Source organism: Pseudosulfitobacter pseudonitzschiae, assembly GCF_900129395.1.
Classification (GTDB): Bacteria; Pseudomonadota; Alphaproteobacteria; order Rhodobacterales; family Rhodobacteraceae; genus Pseudosulfitobacter; species Pseudosulfitobacter pseudonitzschiae.
Genome location: NZ_FQVP01000005.1, coordinates 274,969 through 294,812 on the forward strand (window position 1 = coordinate 274,969; position 19,844 = coordinate 294,812).

Genomic DNA, 19,844 nt, shown 5'->3' on the forward strand with positions numbered 1-19,844 from the left:
GGGCTTTTCCGAGCCGCGCGCATCCGTTAGGTCAGGCTGATGGAATTGAACGTAACCGAATTGTCCGTGGCGCGCGGTGGCTTGCCGGTGCTGGAAGGTGTCAGCCTGTCGCTGGCGCCCGGCCAGGCGCTGGTGCTGCGGGGGCCAAATGGATCGGGCAAGACGACGCTGCTGCGCACCATCGCCGGGTTGCAACCTGCGCTGGCGGGTAATGTGACGGGGGCGGAGGACCGCATCGCCTACGCCGGCCACGCCGACGGGTTGAAGGCGATGCTGAGTGTTTCCGAAAACCTGACTTTTTGGGCCGCTGTCTTTGGCACGCGGCATGTGGATGCGGCCCTTGCAGCTTTTGCATTGGAGCCGTTGGCGGACCGGCTGGCCGGCACATTGTCTGCGGGTCAAAAGCGACGGCTCGGGCTGGCGCGGTTGCTGGTGACAGGGCGGCCGATCTGGGTGCTGGACGAACCGACGGTGTCGCTGGATGCGGATGCGGTGACCTTGTTCGCAGATGCCGTGCGCGCGCATCTGGCGGGCGGTGGCATGGCGTTGATTGCCACGCATATCGACCTGGGCCTTGAGGCTGCGGTGCTGGATGTGACGCCCCACCGCGTCGTGCTGGATGCAGCGCGGCTGGGCGCCAGTGACGAGGCATTCCTGTGAGGGCGCTGCTGGTGCGTGATCTGCGGCTTGCGCTGCGGGCTGGGGGTGGCTTTGGTCTGGGGCTTGCGTTTTTCCTGATTGTCGTCGTTCTGGTGCCGTTCAGCGTGGGACCACAGTCCGAGCTGCTGGGCCGGATCGCGGCAGGCGTCCTGTGGCTGGCGGCCCTGCTGGCCTGCCTTTTGTCACTGGACCGCATCCTGGCGCTGGATTTCGAGGATGGCACGTTGGACGTGCTGGCCACCGCGCCCTTGCCGCTGGAGGCGGCGCTGAGCGTCAAGGCGCTGGCGCATTGGCTGACCACGGCCGTGCCGTTGGTGGTCGCGGCCCCAGTGCTGGCGGTGCTGCTGAACCTGCCAGCGGCGGGTTATGGCGGACTGGTCCTGTCGTTGCTGCTGGGCACGCCCGCGCTGTCGGTGATCGGCACCTTTGGCGCGGCGTTGACCGTCGGGATCAAACGGGGCGGGCTGCTGTTGTCGCTGCTGGTGCTGCCGCTCTATGTGCCGACGCTGATTTTCGGAGCCGAGGCCGCACGGCGCAGCGCCGACGGGTTGGACGCCACCACGCCACTGTTGATGCTGGCGGGGATCAGCGCGGGTGTGCTCGCACTGATGCCCTTTGCCAGCGCTGCCGTGCTGCGCGTCAACTTGCGGTGAGCGCATTGCCGCAGGCTTCTGTCAGGGATTGAGCCCGTGCGGCCAACAGATTAGGAAAACGCTATGTCATTGTGGGAATACGCCAATCCAGTCAAGTTTCTGCGCCTCAGCGAACGGGTTCTGCCGTGGCTGTGGGCGCTGGCGGTGCTGTGTCTGGCCAGCGGGTTGGCCTGGGGCTTTTTCGGCACACCGGATGATTTCCGCCAGGGGTCAACGGTCAAGATCATCTATATTCACGTGCCCGCCGCTTTGATGGCGATCAATGGCTGGTTCATGATGCTGGTGGCCTCGTTGATCTGGCTGATCCGGCGTCACCATGTCAGCGCGCTGGCCGCCCGTGCCGCCGCGCCGGTGGGGGTGACCATGACGCTGATCGCGCTGATCACCGGTGCCGTATGGGGCCAGCCGATGTGGGGCACGTGGTGGGCGTGGGACCCGCGCCTGACCTCGTTCCTGATCCTGTTCCTGTTCTACCTTGGCTACATGGCCATGTGGTCCGCGATCGAGGACCCCGACACCGCCGCCGATCTGACATCGGTGCTGTGCCTCGTGGGATCGGTCTTTGCCATTCTCTCGCGTTATGCGGTGAATTTCTGGAACCAGGGATTGCATCAGGGCGCATCGCTGTCGCTGGACAAGGAAAAGAACGTGGCGGATGTTTTCTATCATCCGCTTCTGCTGAGCATCGCAGGCTTTGTCCTGCTGTTCCTGGCGCTGGTGCTGTACCGCACGGGAACCGAGATCCGCGTAAGGCGCACCCGCGCCCTGCGCGCACGTCAGGGGGCAGGGGTATGATGCCGGAGCTGGGAAAATACGCCGTTGCGGTGCTGTCGGCCTATGGGGCGACGGCGGTGCTGCTGATCGTGCTGGTCACCGCCACCTTGCTGCGCGGACGCCGCGTGCGGGACGAAATGCAGCGCACCGAAGCCAGGGGGCGCAAGGATGCCTAGACTGTCACCGATGATGATCGCACCGCCGTTGGTCTTTGCCGCTTTTGTCGGACTGGCGGCCTTCGGGATGTTTCGCGACGATCCCGAAGGGTTGCCGTCGACGCTGGTGGGGCAACAGGTGCCTGCGATCACCACGGACACGCTTGCAGACTATCCCGGTGTGACGCCGGAAATGTTCAAGCAGGGCGAGGTGACGCTGGTGAACTTCTGGGCCAGCTGGTGTCCGCCATGCCGCGCCGAACACCCGCGCCTGCTGGAAATGCAGGCCGAGGGGCTGAGGATCGTCGGGGTGAACTACAAGGATCAGAAGGGTGCCGCGACCGCTTACCTTGAGGATGACGGCAATCCCTTTTCCGCTGTCGCCTTTGATCCGGCGGGACGTACGGGGATTGACTGGGGTGTGACGGCGCCGCCCGAGACCTTTATCGTGGACGGCGACGGCACCGTACTGTTCCGCTTTGCAGGCCCGCTTGTGGGCAGCGATTACGAACAGCGGTTTCTGCCCGCGCTGGAAGCCGCGCAGGCAGACTGAGACCTTTACAGAAAGGTCAGGCCAAGGGCGATGATGACGCCAGTGATCACCAGGTGGATCACGCAGAACCCCATGATGTCCTTGGCCCGCAGACCGGCAATGCCAAGGATCGGCAGCGCCCAGAAGGGCTGCACCATGTTTGTCCATGCATCCCCCCAGGCCACGGCCATCGACGCACGGCCAAGATCCGCACCCAGCGCTTGGGCTGCGGGCAGGATCACCGGGGCCTGAACCGCCCATTGTCCGCCGCCCGAGGGCACGAAAAAGTTGACGATGCCTGCGGACAGGAACGACCAGAATGGCAGCGTGGCCTCGGTCGCCAGACCCACCAGCCCCTCGGACACGGTCGCGGCCAATCCGGTCTGGACCATGATCGCCATGATGCCCGCGTAGAAGGGGAACTGGATCACGATGCCGGCGCCACCTTTGACGGCCTCATTCAGCGCGTTCAGCAAGTGGCGCGGCGTGCCATGCAGCAGGATCGCCAGTGTCAGGAACAAAAAGTTGATGACGTTCAGCGACAGCCCGTTGCCTGCGGCGAAATACTGGATCAACCAGGCGGCACCCGCGGCACCGATCAGCACCGACAGGATGGGCGTGGTTTCCAGATACTCGGCGGGTGAGCGGGTGTCGGGCTTGGTGGTTTCATCGGTCTTCAGCAGGGCCGGGTCGATATAGATGCTGTCGGTCTCTGACGGCATCATCGCGCGGTTGACCAGCGGGACGACAACGAACAGCGCGGCCACGATGATCAGGTTGTAGGTGGAAAAGATCGTCTGTGACGTCGGAATGATACCGGTCAGATCGGCAAAGGGGTGTCCTTCGGTGGCGATGGACAGCGGGATCGACCCCGCCAGACCGCCGTGCCAGACGATAAAACCCGAATAGGCCGAGGCCACCAGCAGGCGATAGTCCACCTTGATCTGGCGGGCCAGTTCCTTGGCGAACAAGGCCCCGACCACAAGGCCAAAGCCCCAGTTGATCCAGCTTGCCGCCAGCGACACGACGCTGACCAGAAGGATGGCACCGCCCGCGCTGCTGGCCAGACCGGCGAGGGCCTGCAGACCCTTTTTGACCAGCGGGGTCGACGCCATCATATAGCCCGTGACCAGCACCAGAAGCATCTGCATCGAGAAGCTGAGCAGCGACCAGAACCCGTCACCCCAGACGCTGATCACCTCAAGCGGGCTGCTGCCCTGAATGCCCATCGCGGCCAGGCCCGCGACCAGCGTGAGCACGACGACAAAGACGAAGGGATCGGGCAGGTATCGGTCGACGATGCGAACCATCGGACGGGATATCGCATTCAGCATGGCGGCTTTCCTTTTCTCTTTAGGGTTGCGTATTTCCCGGGACGATCCGGGATTTTAACCTGAATGAAAAGAGGCAAAGCACGGCATTTTCCTGTAGCTGCGCCTGATTTATACTGTAACCTCAGGTGCTTGACCTGTCATCCAAAGGCTTGATCAAAACCGATAGCCGTCAAATGAAAAAACCCCCGACGCAACCGCGCGGGGGCTTTTCCGAATTGCTTGTGCGCCGGGTTTATTCCGCAGCGATGGCGCTTTCAGCGGCAAGGTTGCGCAGCACATAGTGCAGAACGCCGCCGTGCTCGATGTATTCGATCTCGATCGCCGTATCGATGCGGCACTTGATCTTGATCTCTTTCACCGAACCGTCTGCCATGGTGATGGTGCAAGGCACCTCTTGCAGCGGCTTGATGGTGTCCAGACCGCTGATCGACACGGTTTCCTCGCCGGTCAGACCCAGCGATTTGCGGGTGTCGCCATTTGTGAACTCGAACGGGATAACGCCCATGCCCACCAGATTCGAACGGTGGATACGCTCGAAGTTTTCCGCGATCACGGCTTTGACGCCCAGCAGCGCCGTGCCCTTGGCCGCCCAGTCACGCGAGGACCCCGCGCCATACTGTTCGCCGCCAAAGATCACCAGCGGTGTGCCGTTGGCCTGATGCGCCATGGCCGCGTCAAAGATCGAGGTCTGTTTGCCATCGGGGCCCTTGGTATAACCGCCCTCGACGCCGTCCAGCATTTCGTTCTTGATGCGGATGTTGGCGAATGTGCCGCGCATCATCACCTCGTGGTTGCCGCGCCGCGACCCGTACGAGTTGAACTCGCGCACCGGCACCTGACGCTCCACCAGATACTGACCGGCAGGGGTGCTTTCCTTGAACGAACCGGCAGGCGAGATGTGGTCGGTCGTGATCATGTCACCCAAGACCGCCAGCACTTTGGCGTCCTTGATGTTGCTGATCGTGCCCGGTTCCTTGCTCATGTTCTGGAAATAGGGCGGGTTCTGCACATAGGTCGATTGCGGCGGCCAGTCGTAGGTCATGCTGTCCGTCACTTCGACGCCTTGCCATTTTTCGTCGCCCTTGAAGACGTCGGCATATTTGTCCTGGAACGCGGCGCGCGTCACGGTCTGCTCGACCAGTTCCGCAACCTCCTGGGTCGAGGGCCAGATGTCTTTCAGGTAAACGTCATTGCCGTCCTTGTCCTGACCCAGAACGCCGTTGGCCAGATCGACGTTCATGTCACCGACCAGCGCATAGGCCACCACGAGGGGAGGCGAGGCCAGATAGTTGGCGCGCACGTCAGGCGAAATCCGGCCTTCAAAGTTGCGGTTGCCCGACAGGACCGAGGTGCCGATCAGGTCGTAGTCATTGATCGCCTTGCTGATCGGTGCATCCAGCGGGCCCGAGTTGCCGATGCAGGTGGTGCAGCCATAGCCGACAAGGTTGAAGCCGATGGCGTCCAGATCCTCTTGCAGGCCTGCGGCCTCAAGATAGTGCGACACGACTTGCGAACCGGGAGCGAGCGACGTCTTGACCCAAGGCTTGCGGGTCAGACCCAGCGCGCGGGCTTTCCGCGCCACAAGGCCCGCACCGATCATCACGTAGGGGTTCGACGTGTTGGTGCACGATGTGATCGATGCGATCACGATGGACCCGTCGTGCAGTTGATAGTTGCCATCATCGGTCTGCACATAGCCACGTTTGTGGTTGCCCGTGTCGCCGGGGATTTCGCGCGGCTCGGGCTGGCCGCCTTCACCTTCCCAGCGCACTTCGGAACTCTCTGTAGCATCCGCACCGCCGCGCACGCCGTTGACGTATTCGGCGAACGCAGTGTGGGCCGATGTCAGCGCGATATAGTCCTGCGGGCGTTTGGGACCGGAAATCGCGGGCACAATGGTGCCCATGTCCAGGTGCAGCGTGTCTGTGTAGATCGGCGCATAGTCCGCACCACGCCAGAAACCGTTTTCCTTGGCATAGGCTTCGACCAGCGCGATGCGGTCCTTGTCGCGGCCCGTGTTGGTCAGGTAGCGCAGGGTTTCATCGTCGATGGGGAAAAAGCCGCATGTCGCGCCGTATTCCGGAGCCATGTTGGCGATGGTGGCACGGTCGGCCAGCGGCAGGTGGTCCAGACCTTCGCCGTAGAATTCGACGAATTTGCTGACCACGCCTTTTTCGCGCAGCATTTCCACGACTTTCAGCACCAGGTCGGTGCCGGTGGTGCCTTCCATCATCTTGCCTGTCAGCTCAAAGCCGACAACTTCGGGGATCAGCATCGAAATCGGCTGACCCAGCATCGCGGCCTCGGCCTCGATACCACCCACGCCCCAGCCCAGAACCGCCGCGCCGTTGACCATTGTTGTGTGGCTGTCGGTGCCGACCAATGTGTCGGGATAGGCCACCAGCTCGCCGTTCTGGTCCTTGTCGGACCACACGGTCTGCGCCAGATATTCCAGGTTCACCTGGTGGCAGATGCCGGTGCCGGGGGGCACCACGCGGAAGTTGTTAAACGCCTTCTGGCCCCATTTCAGGAACACATAGCGTTCCATGTTCCGCTCGTATTCGCGGTCCACGTTCATCTGGAACGCGCGCGGGTTGCCGAATTCGTCGATCATGACCGAGTGGTCGATGACCAGATCGACGGGGTTCAGCGGGTTGATCTTTTCAGGGTCGCCGCCCAGAGCCTTCAGACCATCGCGCATCGCGGCCAGGTCGACCACCGCCGGCACGCCGGTAAAATCCTGCATCAGCACGCGTGCGGGGCGATAGGCGATCTCGCGCGGGTTGTTGCCGCCCTTTGTTGCCCATTCGGCAAAAGCCTTGATGTCGTCGGTTGTGACGGTCTTGCCGTCTTCGAACCGCAGCATGTTTTCCAGCACCACTTTCAACGCGGCGGGCAATTTCGAGAAATCGCCCAGGCCTGCCTCGGTGGCGGCGGGAATCGAATAATAGGCGACCGACTGGTCGCCGACTGTCAGCGTCTTGCGGGTTTTGGACGTATCATGGCCAACTGTGATGGGCATGGGTGGCTCCTTTGGCTTATTGTGCCCCAATTGGGAGGGGCAGGTGGCAGGGGGCGGTCTTCGCGCCTGATTTGCATCTTAATCTAGTTCGGATCAACAGGATTCCACCGCTCTGCGACACTTTTGTATACCGTTGTGTACCGAATTCTAAGGATTGCCGTCAGATGTGGCGCTTTGGAACCATCCTGCACTGTCGCTGGCCATCTTTCAACAAAGCTTGATTGGTCATTACAGGGTCATACGGTTAGGTATGATCCAGACCAAAAGACCCAAAGGCCTCCAATACATGAAATCAGTCTTGTCCGTTCTTGCCGCAGCACTGCTGTCCACTGCCACGCCCGGAACCGCAGATTCGCCGGTCGTGGTCGAGTTGTTCACCTCGCAGGGCTGTTCGTCGTGCCCGCCTGCAGACAAGATTTTTGCCGAGTTGGCGCAGCGCGATGATGTGATCGCCCTGGCGCTTCATGTGGACTATTGGGACTATATCGGCTGGAAAGACGAATTCGCCGTACCCGCCTATGCGGATCGTCAGCGTGGTTATGCCGCCGCGGCCCAGCGCCGGTCGATCTATACGCCGCAGATGGTGGTGAACGGTCAGACCGACATCGTGGGCGCGCGGCCGATGGAGTTGTCCGAAGCGATTGCCAAACATGCGGCGATGAAGTCGCCGGTGACGCTGGACGTGACACGGCAGGGTGATGCGTTGCAGATTTCGGCGCAGAACACCGGTGATGCGGCGCAGATGGTGGTGCAGCTGGTGCGCTATACCCCGATGAGCAACACGCGGATCACCCGGGGCGAGAACGCGGGCATGACGCTGGACTATGCCAATGTCGCCTGGGACTGGAAGGCGATTGGCACATGGGACGGGCGCAGCGACCTGTCGCTGAACGTGCCCGTGACAGGTGACGCGCCGCTGGTGGTGCTGGTCCAGCAAGGCACCGACGGCGCGATCCTGGCAGCGGACGCACTGCGCTAGATAGCTGCGAGCGGTGACCCCGCTTCAGGCCTCGTAGGCGCGCCAGCGGCGATGCACCCAGAACCATTGTTCGGGGTTTTCCCGCACCCTTGCACCCAGGCTGTCGTTCAGCGCCTGCGTCATCGTTTCCGCATCCGTATGCGCAACCGGCGCTTCCAGCACCGTTTCAAAGCTCAGGCCATCAGGCTGACGGATGCCGTAGAATGGGATCAGCAAGGCATCGAACCGCAGCGCAAGCTCGGCCGCCGACAGGGCGGTTTTTGCAGGCTGGCCCATGAAGTCCAGCACCGTCCCCTCGAACACGTGCTGATCGAACAAGAGCACCAACTGCCCACCGCCGCGCAGATGGCGGACAAAGCCGGATGTGCCGCGCCGCCCCTGGGGAAAGACAGGGCCGCCAAAGGCCTGCATCGTCTTGACGTAATGGGCGTTGAAATAGGGGTTGGCCATGTCACGGTACAGCCCGCCCACGGCAAAGCCCTGTGCCACCAATGCGGCGCGGGTCGCCTCGTAGTTCCCGAAGTGTCCCGTCACCAGAATGACCGGACGGTCCGCGGCATCGGCCTCGCGCAAGGCGTCGAAACCTGCACCGGTCACGGGCTGGTTTTCCATGCGGTGCAGGAACTCTTCCGACGAATAATTCTCGATGATGCTGCGGCCCGCGTTGTTCAGGCAGGCCCGCGCGATACGCCGCCGTTCCGTCGCGGCCATCTCGGGGTAGATCAGCGCAAGGTTCGCCTCGGCACGGCGACGGTAGCCCACCAGCGGCCCCACGATACGTTCCACGATCCCGCCCAGCAGCGCCACGCGCGTCGCATAGGGCAGGGCCAGCGCCACACGGATCAGCGTATAGATGATCGCGTTGGACACATAGTGCCCCGCGCGCTCGCGCAGCGGCATGGTCGATAGGTCGGCTTTGGCCATGGGCGGATCACACCTGAGACAGGGCCGGCGCGCGCGCCAGACGGGTTTCGCGGTGCCAGACATACAGACCCGCCCCCACGATCACAAGCGCACCAACCATCGTCCACCGGTCGGGGAACTCGTCGAAAAACACCACGCCCCACAGCATCGCCAGCACCAGCCCCGTGTAGTTGAAGGGGGCAAGCAGCCCCGCTTCGGCCTGCGACAGGGCGCGGATCAGCATCAGCTGCCCGGCGGTGCCGAAACAGCCGATCATCACCATCAGCGTGGCCGATGTTGGTGTCAGCGGGGTCCAATGAAACGGCACAAGACAGGTCATCACGACCGACCCGACAAGGCCCGTGTAAAACAGCGATGTCCACACGTCTTCGTCCGACCCAAGGCGGCGTGTAAGCAACGTATAGGACGCAAAACAGACCGCCGACCCCAGCGGCAACAGGGCGGCGGGCGCGAACACGTCCGTTCCGGGGCGAATGATGATCAGCGCGCCGACCAAGGCGGCGGCAATGGCAAAGATGCGGCGGGGGCCAAGCGCCTCGCCCAGAAACAGCGCACCGCCCAGGGTGATCAGCACGGGGTTCAGGCTCATCACCGCGGTGGCCTCGGCCAGCCCGATCTTGCCCAATGCGGTGAAGAAAAAGCCGGTCGCGGTCATCAGCAGCAAGGACCGCGCGATCTGCAGTTTTGGATACTGGCTGCGCGCGACGCTGCGCAGGCGCGGGGCCACGAGGATCAGAACCACCAGCATCTGCCCGCCATAGCGCGCCCACAAGGCAGGCAAGGTGCCGGTCAGCGGGCTGATCGCCTTGACAGAGGCATCCATGCCGCCAAAGCAGGCAATGGCAAGAACGGCCAGCAGAATGGCGCGGGCAGGGTTGGCGGCGGTATGGGGTGCGTTCATTCCCCGCGCTTACGGCGCGCTGCTGTCGCTGTCCAGTGTGGACGCTGCGGCCTATTCTTCTTCTTCTGCCATCAGGATCAACTCGCCCTCGGCCTCAAGCTTGCGGATCGCGGCGACCATATTTGACGTGGCGGTATCGTGGTCTGCGGGCTTGGGGGCAGCGGTTTCCTGCATTTCCTCGCGCAGGGAATCGGCCATGCGTCCCGACATGTTCTCAAGGATGAAATCGGCCGAGGCCTTCATACCCGCGGCTTCGGCACCCGCCATGGCGATCAGCAGGTCGGCGGGGTCCACCTCGCGCAGCACGCGGGGAATGTCGCGGGGCGCGATGCGCTGCGGGATGTTGGCAAAGGTAAAGATCGCCTTGCGCACCGCATTGGCAAAGCCCTGATCGGTCTCGTCCAGCCCTTCCAGAACGTCGTCGCGGGTGACGGATGTGGACGAATTCAGGATCGCGCCCACACGTTCCACCGGACCTGTGTCAAAGGCACCCAAAGGCTGTGCGTTCAATTGCATGGCCAGCGAAAGTCCAATCCGTTCCACCGCATCCGTCGTGACCGACCCTGTCAGCGACACCGCATAGGTGATCTGGCGCGCGCGGGGGCCGGGCAAGAGGCCCAGCAATGCAGCGGCCTTCTTCACGTCAAGTTTGGACATGACCACGGCACAGACTTCGATGCTTTCGCTTTGCAGGATCGGCAACAGTTTTTCCGGACCCATGTCGCGCAGGCGCACCCACGGATCACCCGCCTGCCTCACGCCTGCTTCCTTGCGCAGGCGTTCGGCGGTCTGGGGGCTGATCTTTCCCTCAAGCGCGTTCAACGCACCCGCGATGCCACCGGGAAAGCGCAGGCCGATGCGTTCAACCTCTTCGGCGAATTCGGAGACCACCGCAGACAGCGTGTCACGATCAACGGTGCGCATCTGGCCCATGGCTTTGGTCAGGTGCGATTGCAGTTCCTCGGGCAGATCCTCCAGCGGGATATCTGCACCCTCGTTCAGCAACAGGCGCACAACCACCGCCGCCTTGGCCCGACGGCTCAACTGGATTGGCGCGCCCGCAGCGGGCAGGGACGGCGCAGGCATGGGGGAGGGCAGAATCAGTTCATTCACCAGATGGCCTCAACATACAGGAACAAGGGTCCTGCATGTTGTGGCATCTATTGGTGAACAAAGCCTGAAATCAGGCAGGTTCAAAGCTTAGTAGTTGTAGGTCACGCCGGTTTCGATCGCCGTGCGCAGCGATTTGGCAGCCCAGGTGTCGGCGCCGCCACGCGCGTTGATTTCACGCAATTGCGTCAGCGCGGCCACGCGGTCGCCCTGCGCCACCAGCCCCTGACCCATATACGAGCGGGCCAGCAGGTTGTCGGGATTGGCATCCAGCGCCTTTTGGTAGAATACCATGGCCACGTCGATCTGTCCCAGCTTGCGGGCGGTAAAGCCGCGATAGGTCAGCACGCGGTCGTCGGATTGGTCGGACATGGCGTCCATCACCCCTTGGGCGTCTTCGTAGCGACCGGCATAGGCCAGTTCGCGGACCGCCTGATACAGCTGGTCATCGTCCAGACGCGATTCCTTGGGTTTCACGCAGCGCTGTTTTTCTTCGTCCCAGACACGCACGCCCTTGCAGTCCTTGCTGGTCTGGGTTGGCGTCGGGGCTGTATCATTGCCACTGCCAGCCGCGTAAAGCGGTGCAGCCACGGAAAGGGGCAGGGTCAGGGCCGCAGCCAAAAGGGTAACACGCATCAGAACAACTCCCGTTAACTATACCGGGAATAAATACCGCATTTTCAGAAAACGCGAGCCGTTTTTGCGATCAACAGGTCGTGAGCGACGATTCAGGTGCTGACAGGAACACAGGTGCCTGTGGTGTGATCAAAATTCGAACCCTCAGCACAGGACATCGCCTGCTGATCCTTCATCCCGCCACAGCCTTCGGCCACGGCGAATACGGGGGCCAATACAAGCGCCAGCGTGGTGGCGATACGTGTGATTTTCATCTGTTCGTCTCCTTGATTGCCGAATGTATTATCGTGTGATGGCCATCAGGATACGACAAAGCGCGCGACGGACCTAATCAATAATCCGTCGCGCGTCGGTCTGTGCGATCAGTCGCCGAAAACGCGGGCAAAGATCGTGTCGACATGTTTGGTGTGGTAATCCATGTCGAATTTCTCGTTGATCGCGTCCGCGCCCAGTGCGGCGACCACATCGGCGTCGGCCAGCAGCTGCTCGCGGAAATCGACCCGTTCTTCCCAAACTTTCAGCGCGTTGCGTTGCACCATGGCATAGGCATCTTCGCGGCTGACACCGGCCTGTGTCAGCGCCAGCAGCACCCGCTGGCTCATCACCAGACCGGGGAATTTGTTCATGTTGTCCAGCATGTTCTGCGGGAAAATCAGCATCTTGTCGATCACGCCCGTCAGCCGCGCCAGCGCAAAGTCCAGCGTGATGGTCGTGTCGGGCCCAATCGCCCGCTCGACCGAGCTGTGCGAGATGTCACGCTCGTGCCAGAGCGCCACGTTTTCCATCGCTGGGATCACCGACATGCGCACCAGACGGGCAAGGCCGGTCAGGTTCTCGGTCAGAACGGGGTTCTTCTTGTGCGGCATCGCGGACGAGCCCTTTTGCCCCATCGAGAAGAACTCCGCACCTTCCAGCACTTCGGTGCGCTGCATGTGGCGGATCTCGATGGCGACGTTTTCGATGGACGAGGCGATGACGCCCAGCACCGCAAAGAACATCGCGTGACGGTCGCGCGGGATCACCTGGGTGCTGATCGGCTCGGGCGTCAGGCCCAGCTTGGCGCAGACGTGCTCTTCGACCGCCGGGTCGATGTTGGCGAATGTGCCGACGGCACCGGAAATCGCACCGGTCGCAATCTCGGCGCGCGCCGCTTTCAGGCGGTCGCGGTTGCGGTCCATCTCGGCGTAGAAGCGCGCGAACGTCAGGCCCATGGTGGTGGGTTCGGCATGAATGCCGTGGCTGCGGCCCACGCGCACGGTGTTCTTATGCTCAAGCGCACGCTTTTTCAGTGCGGCCAGCAGGGCATCAAGATCGTCCAGCAGGATGTCGGCGGCGCGCACAAGTTGCACGTTCAGACAGGTGTCCAGAACGTCCGAGGATGTCATGCCCTGATGCACGAAACGCGCCTCTTCGCTGCCGACATGTTCGGCCAGGTGGGTCAGGAACGCGATGACGTCGTGTTTGGTGACGGCTTCGATCTCGTCGATGCGGGCCACGTCGAATTCCACGTCCTTGGCTTTCCACACGGCATCGGCGTTTTCACGCGGGATCACGCCCAGATCGGCCATTGCATCGCAGGCATGTGCCTCGATCTCGTACCAGATCTTGAACTTGGTTGCTGGTTCCCAGATCGCAACCATATCGGGACGGGAATAACGGGGGATCATGGGCGCACCTTTTCATGACTGTTCAGCGGTTGCTGCGGCTCATAAACTGCGCCGCGACGCACCACAACCTTTCGAGTGACAATACCGCCCATGTCCCACGGCCCGACACCGCGCACCTTAAGCGATTTTGCAGGCCACTGGCGGTTGGAGCGGCAGATTGTGCATGACGACGGGACCGTCGCCCGGTTCACGGGCACCGCCACTTGGACGCCTGAGGACGAGCGGTTGCGTTGTGTCGAACAGGGCGAGATGCGCATTGGGGATGGACCTGCGATGGCGGGGCAACGGGTCTATCTTTGGGATGCCGAATTGCGGGTTTATTTCGACGATGGGCGGTTCTTTCACACGGTCCCGCCCACAGGGGGCGAGACGGGGCATTGGTGTGATCCCGATCAATACGACGGGTCCTATGATTTCAGCGATTGGCCGGCTTTCACCGTCACTTGGGCGGTGCGCGGGCCACGAAAAGCCTATCAAATGACCAGCCACTATAAACCGGCGTAGTTTTGCCCATTTAGGAGGATTTCGCACTTGCAGAAACCTTGGCAGATTGGCACCATCGGAGAAACAATTTAAAGAAACGAACGGAGCTGCCTGGTGGAAAAAACGATGCAAAATAGAGTGCTAAGTGATCTTCTTGAATCAGAAGACAAATTGACCTTGCGCGCGCGCCAAGTGCTCATGGTGGCCGCAGGCATTCTGCTGCTCGCAATTGCAGCAAAAATCAAGGTGCCGATGTGGCCTGTCCCGATCACGATGGGCACCTTTGCCGTTCTGGCCATCGGCGCCGCATATGGCGCGCGTCTGGGTCTGGTGACGATCCTGGGCTACATGATTGTCGGCGCTCTGGGCCTGGACGTTTTCGCAGGTTCGTCTGCACAGACATTCGGTCTGACATATATGATGGGCGGCACCGGCGGTTATCTCGTGGGCTACGTTCTGGCAACGGTTGTGCTGGGCGTGCTGGCGCAACGCGGATGGGACCGCTCTGTTGGCTGGATGGCGCTGGCGATGCTGATCGGCAACGCGGTGATCTATCTGCCGGGTCTGGCATGGCTGGGGCAACTTTACGGCTGGGACAAGCCGATCCTGCAATGGGGTCTGACACCGTTCCTGATCGGGGATGCCATCAAGCTGGCGCTGGCCGCCGTGCTTCTGCCCGGGATCTGGAAATTGATCGACCGCGCGCGCGGCTGATCTGACCGACAACAGATTTGAAAGGGCGCGGACCGCAGGGTGCGCGCCTTTTTTGCATTCCGGCACGCGCATCGGATGGTTCTCCAGCGGTCTGCCTTGCACCTTGTTTCGGGCAGGGCTAGCGATGGGCCATGACCATTCTACACCACACAATTCCCTACGACGTCACGCCCCGCACATTGCCCGGCATTCAACCCGTGACCGAGCCGTGGCTGCGTGTCGACGAGGCCTATGCCGGACAGATGGCGTGCCGCTGTGACTTGCTCGGGACCAAGCCGGACAAAGTTCTCTATCTCGAACCCCAAGCCCACGCGGCAGCGGTCGAGCTGTTGGAGATGGTGCTGGAACGCCTGCCTGACTTGGGCTTTGCGCAAGCGGGCGAGGACGTGACCTGCCCTGACGGGCGGCACGTCACCGTGGATCGCGCGCACCCGATGGCAACGCTGGGGCGTCTGGTGCAATGCGATTTCGTGCTGTTGGACAAACGCGGCGCCGAACATGTGCTGACGGGTGCTGTTCTGTGCTTTCCGGCCAGCTGGCGGCTGGATGAAAAGGCAGGGCGTCCACTGGTGGCCATCCACGATACAGTGGCATCCTACGACGAGAACATCGCCAAACGTGTGCAGCGGTTGTTCGACGGCATTCAGGCGGGCCGCCCGCTGTGGCGGTTCAACGCGCTTTGGTATGATGATCCCGAACTGCACCAGCCGCGCAGTGTCACCGAACCGCGCCACCAGCGGGACGGCGCGGGCTATTTCCGGTCAGAGCGGCAGACGCTGATCCGCCTGCCGCAGTCGGGAACGGTAGTCTTTGCGATCCACACCTATGTGCTGCGGGCCGAGGACGTGGCCCGTTAGCCCATGTCGATGACCATCTGCGACTGACCGTCCGAGGTCTTGCGCGGGCTGGCACCGTTCGCATCCACCGTGCAGTTCACCTGTTGCCGGAAATTGCTGAAATGCGCCGAGGTCACCACGTCCACCGGCCGGTCAAAGCGCAATGTCAGTTGCCAGTGCCCCTGTGCCATCATTCGCGCGGCCTTGACCTGTCCGGTAAAGTGGTGGCCCAGATAGCGCCCTGAAACGGCCATGCCCGGCGCAAAACCCGTAGGCGCGTCATTGCCCAGCCGGGCAGACAAGGTGTTCCAGTCACGCGCGCCCCATTGATGGGCAAGGGTTTCCAGCGCCTGCGCATGGCTGATGGGCGTGCCTTGGGCCGCCAGATCGGCGCGAAGGCGTTTGGCCTGCGCCTTGAGCGCATCGCGCGAGGGAAGTGTGTGTTCCATGTCTTCAATCCTGTCAGGATCGCAAGGTGGTGCCGGGTGCCTGCATTGCCGGGGTCCGGTGCGATCAGATTGGGATCAGACGGGACAGTTCAGCCAGCGCTTCACCACATGCAGGCGGCAGGGGCGCTGGACCCTTGGCACCGCATATGGCGCAGGAAATGCGTTTGTTCAAGAGCAGGGGGGAGAGGTGCAGGCGCGTGGGCACGCACCTGCGACACGGATGCATCAGCCGTCGATGCGCGCGCCCATGATGGCGATGGCCTGCTGATAAACGGTGGCCGCGTTCCACTGTTTGATCACGGCAAAATTCGGCTGGCCTTCCTGATAGCCCTGACCGGGTTGCCAGCCCTTGGCGCGCAGGAAATTCGCAGTCGAGGCCAGCGCGTCGGTCTGGTTGTAGAAATCAATGCGCCCGTCACCGTTGCCGTCCACGCCATAGGTCATCGCATTTCCGGGCAGGAACTGCGTGTGCCCCAGCTCGCCATGCTTGGCGCCCTTGGTCGCCCCGTCGATGGCGCCGCGGTCCACCAGCATCAGCGCCCCGATGGCATGGGGCTGGAAAAATCCAGAGCGGCGGCAGTCATAGGTCAGCGTTGTGATGGCCGAGACAACGGACGTATCGCCCATGAACCCGCCAAAGGCTGTTTCCATGCCGTGAATGGCGATGATCACGCCCGCAGGGACACCGTATTGGCGTTCAAGCGCCTGGTAGAACGATGGGCTCTGCGCCTTGCGCTTGCGGCCTTGCGCCACGATCGTGCCAGCCCCGCGAACCTGCATGAATTTCGACAAAGTGTATTTGAACGACTTCTGATTGCGGTCCGCCGCGATCGTGCCCGACGCATAGCTGGCACGCGCCAGCGCATCCAGCCCGCGCTGTTTCACACCTGCGCGTTGCGCTTCGGCGGCAAATTCCTTTTTCCACGCCTCGAAACCCGCCGAGGTGTTGCCGCAGCTGGCCGCATAGGCCGCCGGTGTCAGGCAAAAAGCTGTGGTCAACGACAGGGCGAGCGCGTGGGCAAAGCTGCGAAATGACATAAAAAAATCTTCCCGATATCAACAACAGACGGTTCAGTATTGCTGTATTCTGAGACTGCGTAAAGCGTTAGCTCTACGGCTGTGCAGTTCCTTGCGCAGATGTGATCTGCGACGGAAGCAGCGCGTCGGCCTTCGGGCTGTTTCCAGCCAATGACACCGGCTTTGGCGGCGCGACAAAGGTATAATAGAGCGCCAGAAACAGGGCCGGGACCGCGACGCCGCGCACCAGCAGCGGAAACGCCAGCCGCGACAGCAGGCTCTTGCGTGGGCGGGAGTCCGCCTCGACCTTGTCGTGGATGCTGACCGCCATCTTCTCGCCGCCACGCGCCACACCTCTGAGCCGCGACAGGCGATCCTCGAACCCCGCGGCATCCGTTCCGGTGGGGGCGCGCACTTGTGGCGGGGTCAGCCCGACGCAGATCCGTCCGCATCTGTCCGCCGAGACCGCGTTTTCATGGCGCACGTGCAGAACCGTGCCGTCCGTCAGTTCCAGGCTGTCCCCATGGTTCAGGTGAATGCGGCCTTCGTGATGTTCGTTCAGGATCGAGATCAGTTGCCGGAACCCGGTGGCCTGATCGCGCGGCATCGGGTCCAGATACAAGGTCTTGCCCAACAGATGTTCGGAACAGCCCGCGACCATGCCCAACCGTGCGGCACCGTCGATGTCGGGCCCCGCGGGCAGGGGCAGGGGGTGCATCACCAGCGAAAAGGGCAGGTCGCGGCCCTTCCATATGTCCAGTTCGGAAGGGGTACAGACCATGTCGGATTGCACCCAATGCACCAGCGTCACCGGGGTGGTGGCAATCAGCGCGTCCAGCGCAGCCTTGAGCACGCGCAGACGCAGCACCAGCGGAAGCTTGTCCTTGATCGCCTCTTCGGGACCCGCACCATGGCCCACGTCCAGCGTGACAAAGCCGGTGTGGGCCGCAAACAGGCCATCGTAATCGGGGATACGCGCCTTGGCGAAGGGGCTGGCCAGCGCACCGGCAATGACCTGTCGCGGCAACTTGCGGCGATGCGCCGAGACCCGCAGATGCACGCGTGGATGGCTGAGCAAAGCCTGACCGCCGGACAGGTCGGAAACCTGTTCCAACACCATTCCGGTGTCCCGGATCGCGGCATTCACCCGCCCAAGCAGACCGGCGATATCCACGCGGATCGCACGCGCACCCAGCGCGTGCGCCGTCGCAGGCACATCTGTGTGCAGGGGCAGGGTGTCGGCCATATGATCTCCGCAAGGTCTGGACGCTTGTTCGGTCAATCACATGAATACGCGGCAATATTAGGGCAAAGACGGGCCGTTTTTCAAAAAACAACAGCCCGCCCTCTTGCTGTGAGGCGGCAGCTTACAGCACGAAATCATCCACGCTCAGCGCGCCCACATCCGTGAGCCAGATGCGCATGTCGGCGCTGCCGTTCCCGTCGGTGTCGACCTGGACAAAGGTCTTGCCACTGCCGTCGATGTCATAGCGCACCTCGTTGCCGGTGCCGGAAAAAGCCGCTGTGCCGACAAAGGTCAGCCCCGAGGCCACCGCGCTCAGGTCGATCACGTCGATGCCGACTTCGAAATCCTGAATTGTGTCGCTGGCCCCTGTGCTGCTGTCCTGCTTGACCGTATACAGGAACGTGTCCGCGCCCGCGCCACCGCGCAGAACATCGGCCAGCCGCCCGCCGTTGATCTCGTCGTTGCCGTCGCCGCCACGGATCGTGTCCTGATCGCGGCCCCCGTTCAGAGTGTCGTCGCCATCACCGCCGAACATCTTGTCGGCCCCGTCGTCACCGATCAACTGGTCGTCGCCCATGCCACCGGACATGAAATCGCTGCCCAGCCCGCCGCGCAGGTCATCGTCACCGCCGCGCCCGAACAGGCGGTCGTTGTCGGCGCCACCGTCGAGGAAGTCTGCGTTGTTGCCGCCCGTCAGCGTGTCGTTGCCCGTTCCGCCCAGAACGCCGCCCGTGACAAGGCCGGTGTTGCTGGCCGTGTAGGTGTCATCGCCTGCGCCCAGGTCAAGCGTGCCGGATATGGTGCCGCCGTTGGTGACCAAATCAGCCCCGCCAGCGGTGTTCACATTGCCATCCACAAAGCCAAAGTTCTTGAACGTACCACCGACCGTGTCGGACAGTTCAACCCGCCCGTAAATCTCGCCGGTGTTGGTGAAGGTCTCCGACACAAGCGCATCGGAGTTGAAGGCCTGATCGTAACTGAGGATCGTGCCCGAGTTGATGGCCACAACATTTTCGGTGCCTGCAAAAAACGAGACGGCTGCTTTATAGATCTCGCCGCCGCCGATCTTTGTACGTTCAATCAGTCCGCTGTTGTCGAGATATGCATTGCCTATAGCGTAGAACATGACGGCAGACGCAAAGGTGGCACCATCACTGTTCGAAGTGATCGTTCCACTGTTGGTCAAGCTGGCGGTGTTTGCCAGGAACATCAAGATTGTGCCGCGATCGTAGCTTGTTATGCTACCGTCGTTGTCCACGGAAATGCTGCCCAAGCTGTCATCGGCAAGAGAATTTGAGCCAACGTAGAACGCAAAGTCGTTGTTCGCGACCACACTGCCGGTTTCACCGATTGTGATGTCATAACCGTAATCCAGATCTGTCGAGGCCGAGTCGAGGTCGATAGCGCGGTTCTCGCCGATAACAGTTCCGTCGACGTTCACTCTGAGAAACTGCTCGGACACTTCAATCGCTCGCCAATCCGTCGAAACCAGAGAAACGGATTCTTCGATCCAGACCAGGTCGTTGTCTGCGACGTCTGCGTTTCCGATCAGAGTGCCGGTGGTGACTGTGGTGGATGGTACGATGACTGCCATTTTAGCTTTCCTTCAGATAAGTATTTGAAAACATGATGTGATCATGTTGCTTGAGGTTGGGAATTCAGCTCGTCAGTGTCTTGCCAAGCCTCTGGTACACGTGGAGATGGTCGTTCGACGCCATTCCTGCCGGACCGGTACGCCGCCGCGCGCAGGGC

The 19,844-nt window shown here is 62.0% G+C and carries 21 protein-coding genes; 9 read left to right on the forward strand and 12 right to left on the reverse strand.

All coding sequences use genetic code 11. The features are described from left to right. Positions 1-39: 39 nt before the first annotated feature. The 5 genes from ccmA to BUC08_RS15935 all read left to right on the forward strand — a co-directional run bounded on the left by ccmA (position 40) and on the right by BUC08_RS15935 (position 2,795). The gene (gene ccmA / locus BUC08_RS15915) at positions 40-660 is read left to right on the forward strand and encodes a heme ABC exporter ATP-binding protein CcmA (RefSeq protein ID WP_037925689.1); all 621 of its coding nucleotides are present in this window, start codon (positions 40-42) and stop codon (positions 658-660) included. Then, positions 657-1,313, forward strand: a complete 657-nt coding sequence (ccmB, locus tag BUC08_RS15920; protein WP_037925687.1) for a heme exporter protein CcmB — start codon at positions 657-659, stop codon at positions 1,311-1,313. The genes ccmA and ccmB overlap by 4 nt, the downstream gene beginning before the upstream one ends. 63 nt (positions 1,314-1,376) lie before the next feature. Beyond that, entirely contained in the window at positions 1,377-2,108 is a 732-nt protein-coding gene (locus tag BUC08_RS15925) for a heme ABC transporter permease (protein ID WP_037925685.1), read from the forward strand. Then, positions 2,105-2,263: a heme exporter protein CcmD gene (gene ccmD / locus BUC08_RS15930; protein ID WP_174861660.1), complete on the forward strand. Its 159-nt coding sequence runs from the start codon at positions 2,105-2,107 to the stop codon at positions 2,261-2,263. The genes BUC08_RS15925 and ccmD overlap by 4 nt, the downstream gene beginning before the upstream one ends. Further along, the gene (locus BUC08_RS15935) at positions 2,256-2,795 is read left to right on the forward strand and encodes a DsbE family thiol:disulfide interchange protein (RefSeq protein WP_037925683.1); all 540 of its coding nucleotides are present in this window, start codon (positions 2,256-2,258) and stop codon (positions 2,793-2,795) included. The genes ccmD and BUC08_RS15935 overlap by 8 nt, the downstream gene beginning before the upstream one ends. A 5-nt stretch (positions 2,796-2,800) precedes the next feature. On the opposite strand, the gene BUC08_RS15940 is transcribed toward BUC08_RS15935, so the two are convergent. Further along, a complete protein-coding gene (locus tag BUC08_RS15940) occupies positions 2,801-4,108 on the reverse strand; it encodes a short-chain fatty acid transporter (RefSeq protein WP_037925681.1) in 1,308 nt (435 codons plus the stop codon). Between the two features lie 232 nt (positions 4,109-4,340). Beyond that, entirely contained in the window at positions 4,341-7,130 is a 2,790-nt protein-coding gene (gene acnA, locus BUC08_RS15945) for an aconitate hydratase AcnA (RefSeq protein WP_037925679.1), read from the reverse strand. Between the two features lie 286 nt (positions 7,131-7,416). On the opposite strand from acnA, the gene BUC08_RS15950 reads away from it, so the two are divergent. Beyond that, positions 7,417-8,109 carry a DUF1223 domain-containing protein gene (locus BUC08_RS15950; RefSeq protein ID WP_037925677.1) on the forward strand — a complete coding sequence of 231 codons (693 nt, stop codon included), beginning with the start codon at positions 7,417-7,419 and terminating at the stop codon, positions 8,107-8,109. Between the two features lie 24 nt (positions 8,110-8,133). Here BUC08_RS15950 and BUC08_RS15955 read toward each other — a convergent pair whose 3' ends face one another. The 6 genes from BUC08_RS15955 to purB all read right to left on the reverse strand — a co-directional run bounded on the left by BUC08_RS15955 (position 8,134) and on the right by purB (position 13,347). Continuing rightward, entirely contained in the window at positions 8,134-9,033 is a 900-nt protein-coding gene (locus tag BUC08_RS15955; protein WP_051694261.1) for a lysophospholipid acyltransferase family protein, read from the reverse strand. A 7-nt stretch (positions 9,034-9,040) separates the two neighbouring features. Beyond that, positions 9,041-9,934, reverse strand: coding sequence for a DMT family transporter (locus BUC08_RS15960; protein ID WP_037925676.1), 894 nt, complete (start codon positions 9,932-9,934; stop codon positions 9,041-9,043). A 51-nt stretch (positions 9,935-9,985) separates the two neighbouring features. After that, on the reverse strand, positions 9,986-11,020 hold the full coding sequence (locus tag BUC08_RS15965; RefSeq protein ID WP_037925673.1) for a flagellar motor switch protein FliG: 1,035 nt from the start codon (positions 11,018-11,020) through the stop codon (positions 9,986-9,988). A 114-nt stretch (positions 11,021-11,134) separates the two neighbouring features. Beyond that, on the reverse strand, positions 11,135-11,680 hold the full coding sequence (locus BUC08_RS15970; protein WP_037925671.1) for a tetratricopeptide repeat protein: 546 nt from the start codon (positions 11,678-11,680) through the stop codon (positions 11,135-11,137). Positions 11,681-11,772: 92 nt separating this feature from the next. Next, on the reverse strand, positions 11,773-11,934 hold the full coding sequence (locus BUC08_RS24820; RefSeq protein WP_169741850.1) for a hypothetical protein: 162 nt from the start codon (positions 11,932-11,934) through the stop codon (positions 11,773-11,775). Positions 11,935-12,042: 108 nt separating this feature from the next. Beyond that, a complete protein-coding gene (purB, locus tag BUC08_RS15975) occupies positions 12,043-13,347 on the reverse strand; it encodes an adenylosuccinate lyase (protein WP_037925669.1) in 1,305 nt (434 codons plus the stop codon). A 90-nt stretch (positions 13,348-13,437) separates the two neighbouring features. On the opposite strand from purB, the gene BUC08_RS15980 reads away from it, so the two are divergent. From BUC08_RS15980 to BUC08_RS15990, 3 genes are all read left to right on the forward strand, one after another. Continuing rightward, positions 13,438-13,851 (forward strand): DUF6314 family protein, encoded by a 414-nt coding sequence (locus tag BUC08_RS15980; RefSeq protein ID WP_037925667.1) that lies wholly within the window; start codon positions 13,438-13,440, stop codon positions 13,849-13,851. Between the two features lie 105 nt (positions 13,852-13,956). Beyond that, positions 13,957-14,544, forward strand: a complete 588-nt coding sequence (locus tag BUC08_RS15985; protein ID WP_037926300.1) for a biotin transporter BioY — start codon at positions 13,957-13,959, stop codon at positions 14,542-14,544. 131 nt (positions 14,545-14,675) lie between these two features. After that, complete coding sequence (locus tag BUC08_RS15990; RefSeq protein WP_037925664.1) at positions 14,676-15,401, forward strand: heme-dependent oxidative N-demethylase family protein; 726 nt, start codon at positions 14,676-14,678, stop codon at positions 15,399-15,401. On the opposite strand, the gene BUC08_RS15995 is transcribed toward BUC08_RS15990, so the two are convergent. The 4 genes from BUC08_RS15995 to BUC08_RS24195 all read right to left on the reverse strand — a co-directional run bounded on the left by BUC08_RS15995 (position 15,398) and on the right by BUC08_RS24195 (position 19,686). Next, positions 15,398-15,829, reverse strand: coding sequence for a glyoxalase superfamily protein (locus BUC08_RS15995; RefSeq protein ID WP_037925662.1), 432 nt, complete (start codon positions 15,827-15,829; stop codon positions 15,398-15,400). The two genes, BUC08_RS15990 and BUC08_RS15995, sit on opposite strands and share 4 nt — an antisense overlap. 225 nt (positions 15,830-16,054) lie before the next feature. Next, positions 16,055-16,867 carry a lytic murein transglycosylase gene (locus tag BUC08_RS16000; RefSeq protein WP_037925659.1) on the reverse strand — a complete coding sequence of 271 codons (813 nt, stop codon included), beginning with the start codon at positions 16,865-16,867 and terminating at the stop codon, positions 16,055-16,057. A 73-nt stretch (positions 16,868-16,940) separates the two neighbouring features. Next, positions 16,941-18,092 carry a hypothetical protein gene (locus BUC08_RS16005; RefSeq protein ID WP_037925657.1) on the reverse strand — a complete coding sequence of 384 codons (1,152 nt, stop codon included), beginning with the start codon at positions 18,090-18,092 and terminating at the stop codon, positions 16,941-16,943. A gap of 121 nt (positions 18,093-18,213) precedes the next feature. After that, on the reverse strand, positions 18,214-19,686 hold the full coding sequence (locus BUC08_RS24195) for a calcium-binding protein (protein WP_083604358.1): 1,473 nt from the start codon (positions 19,684-19,686) through the stop codon (positions 18,214-18,216). Between the last annotated feature and the right edge of the window lie 158 nt (positions 19,687-19,844).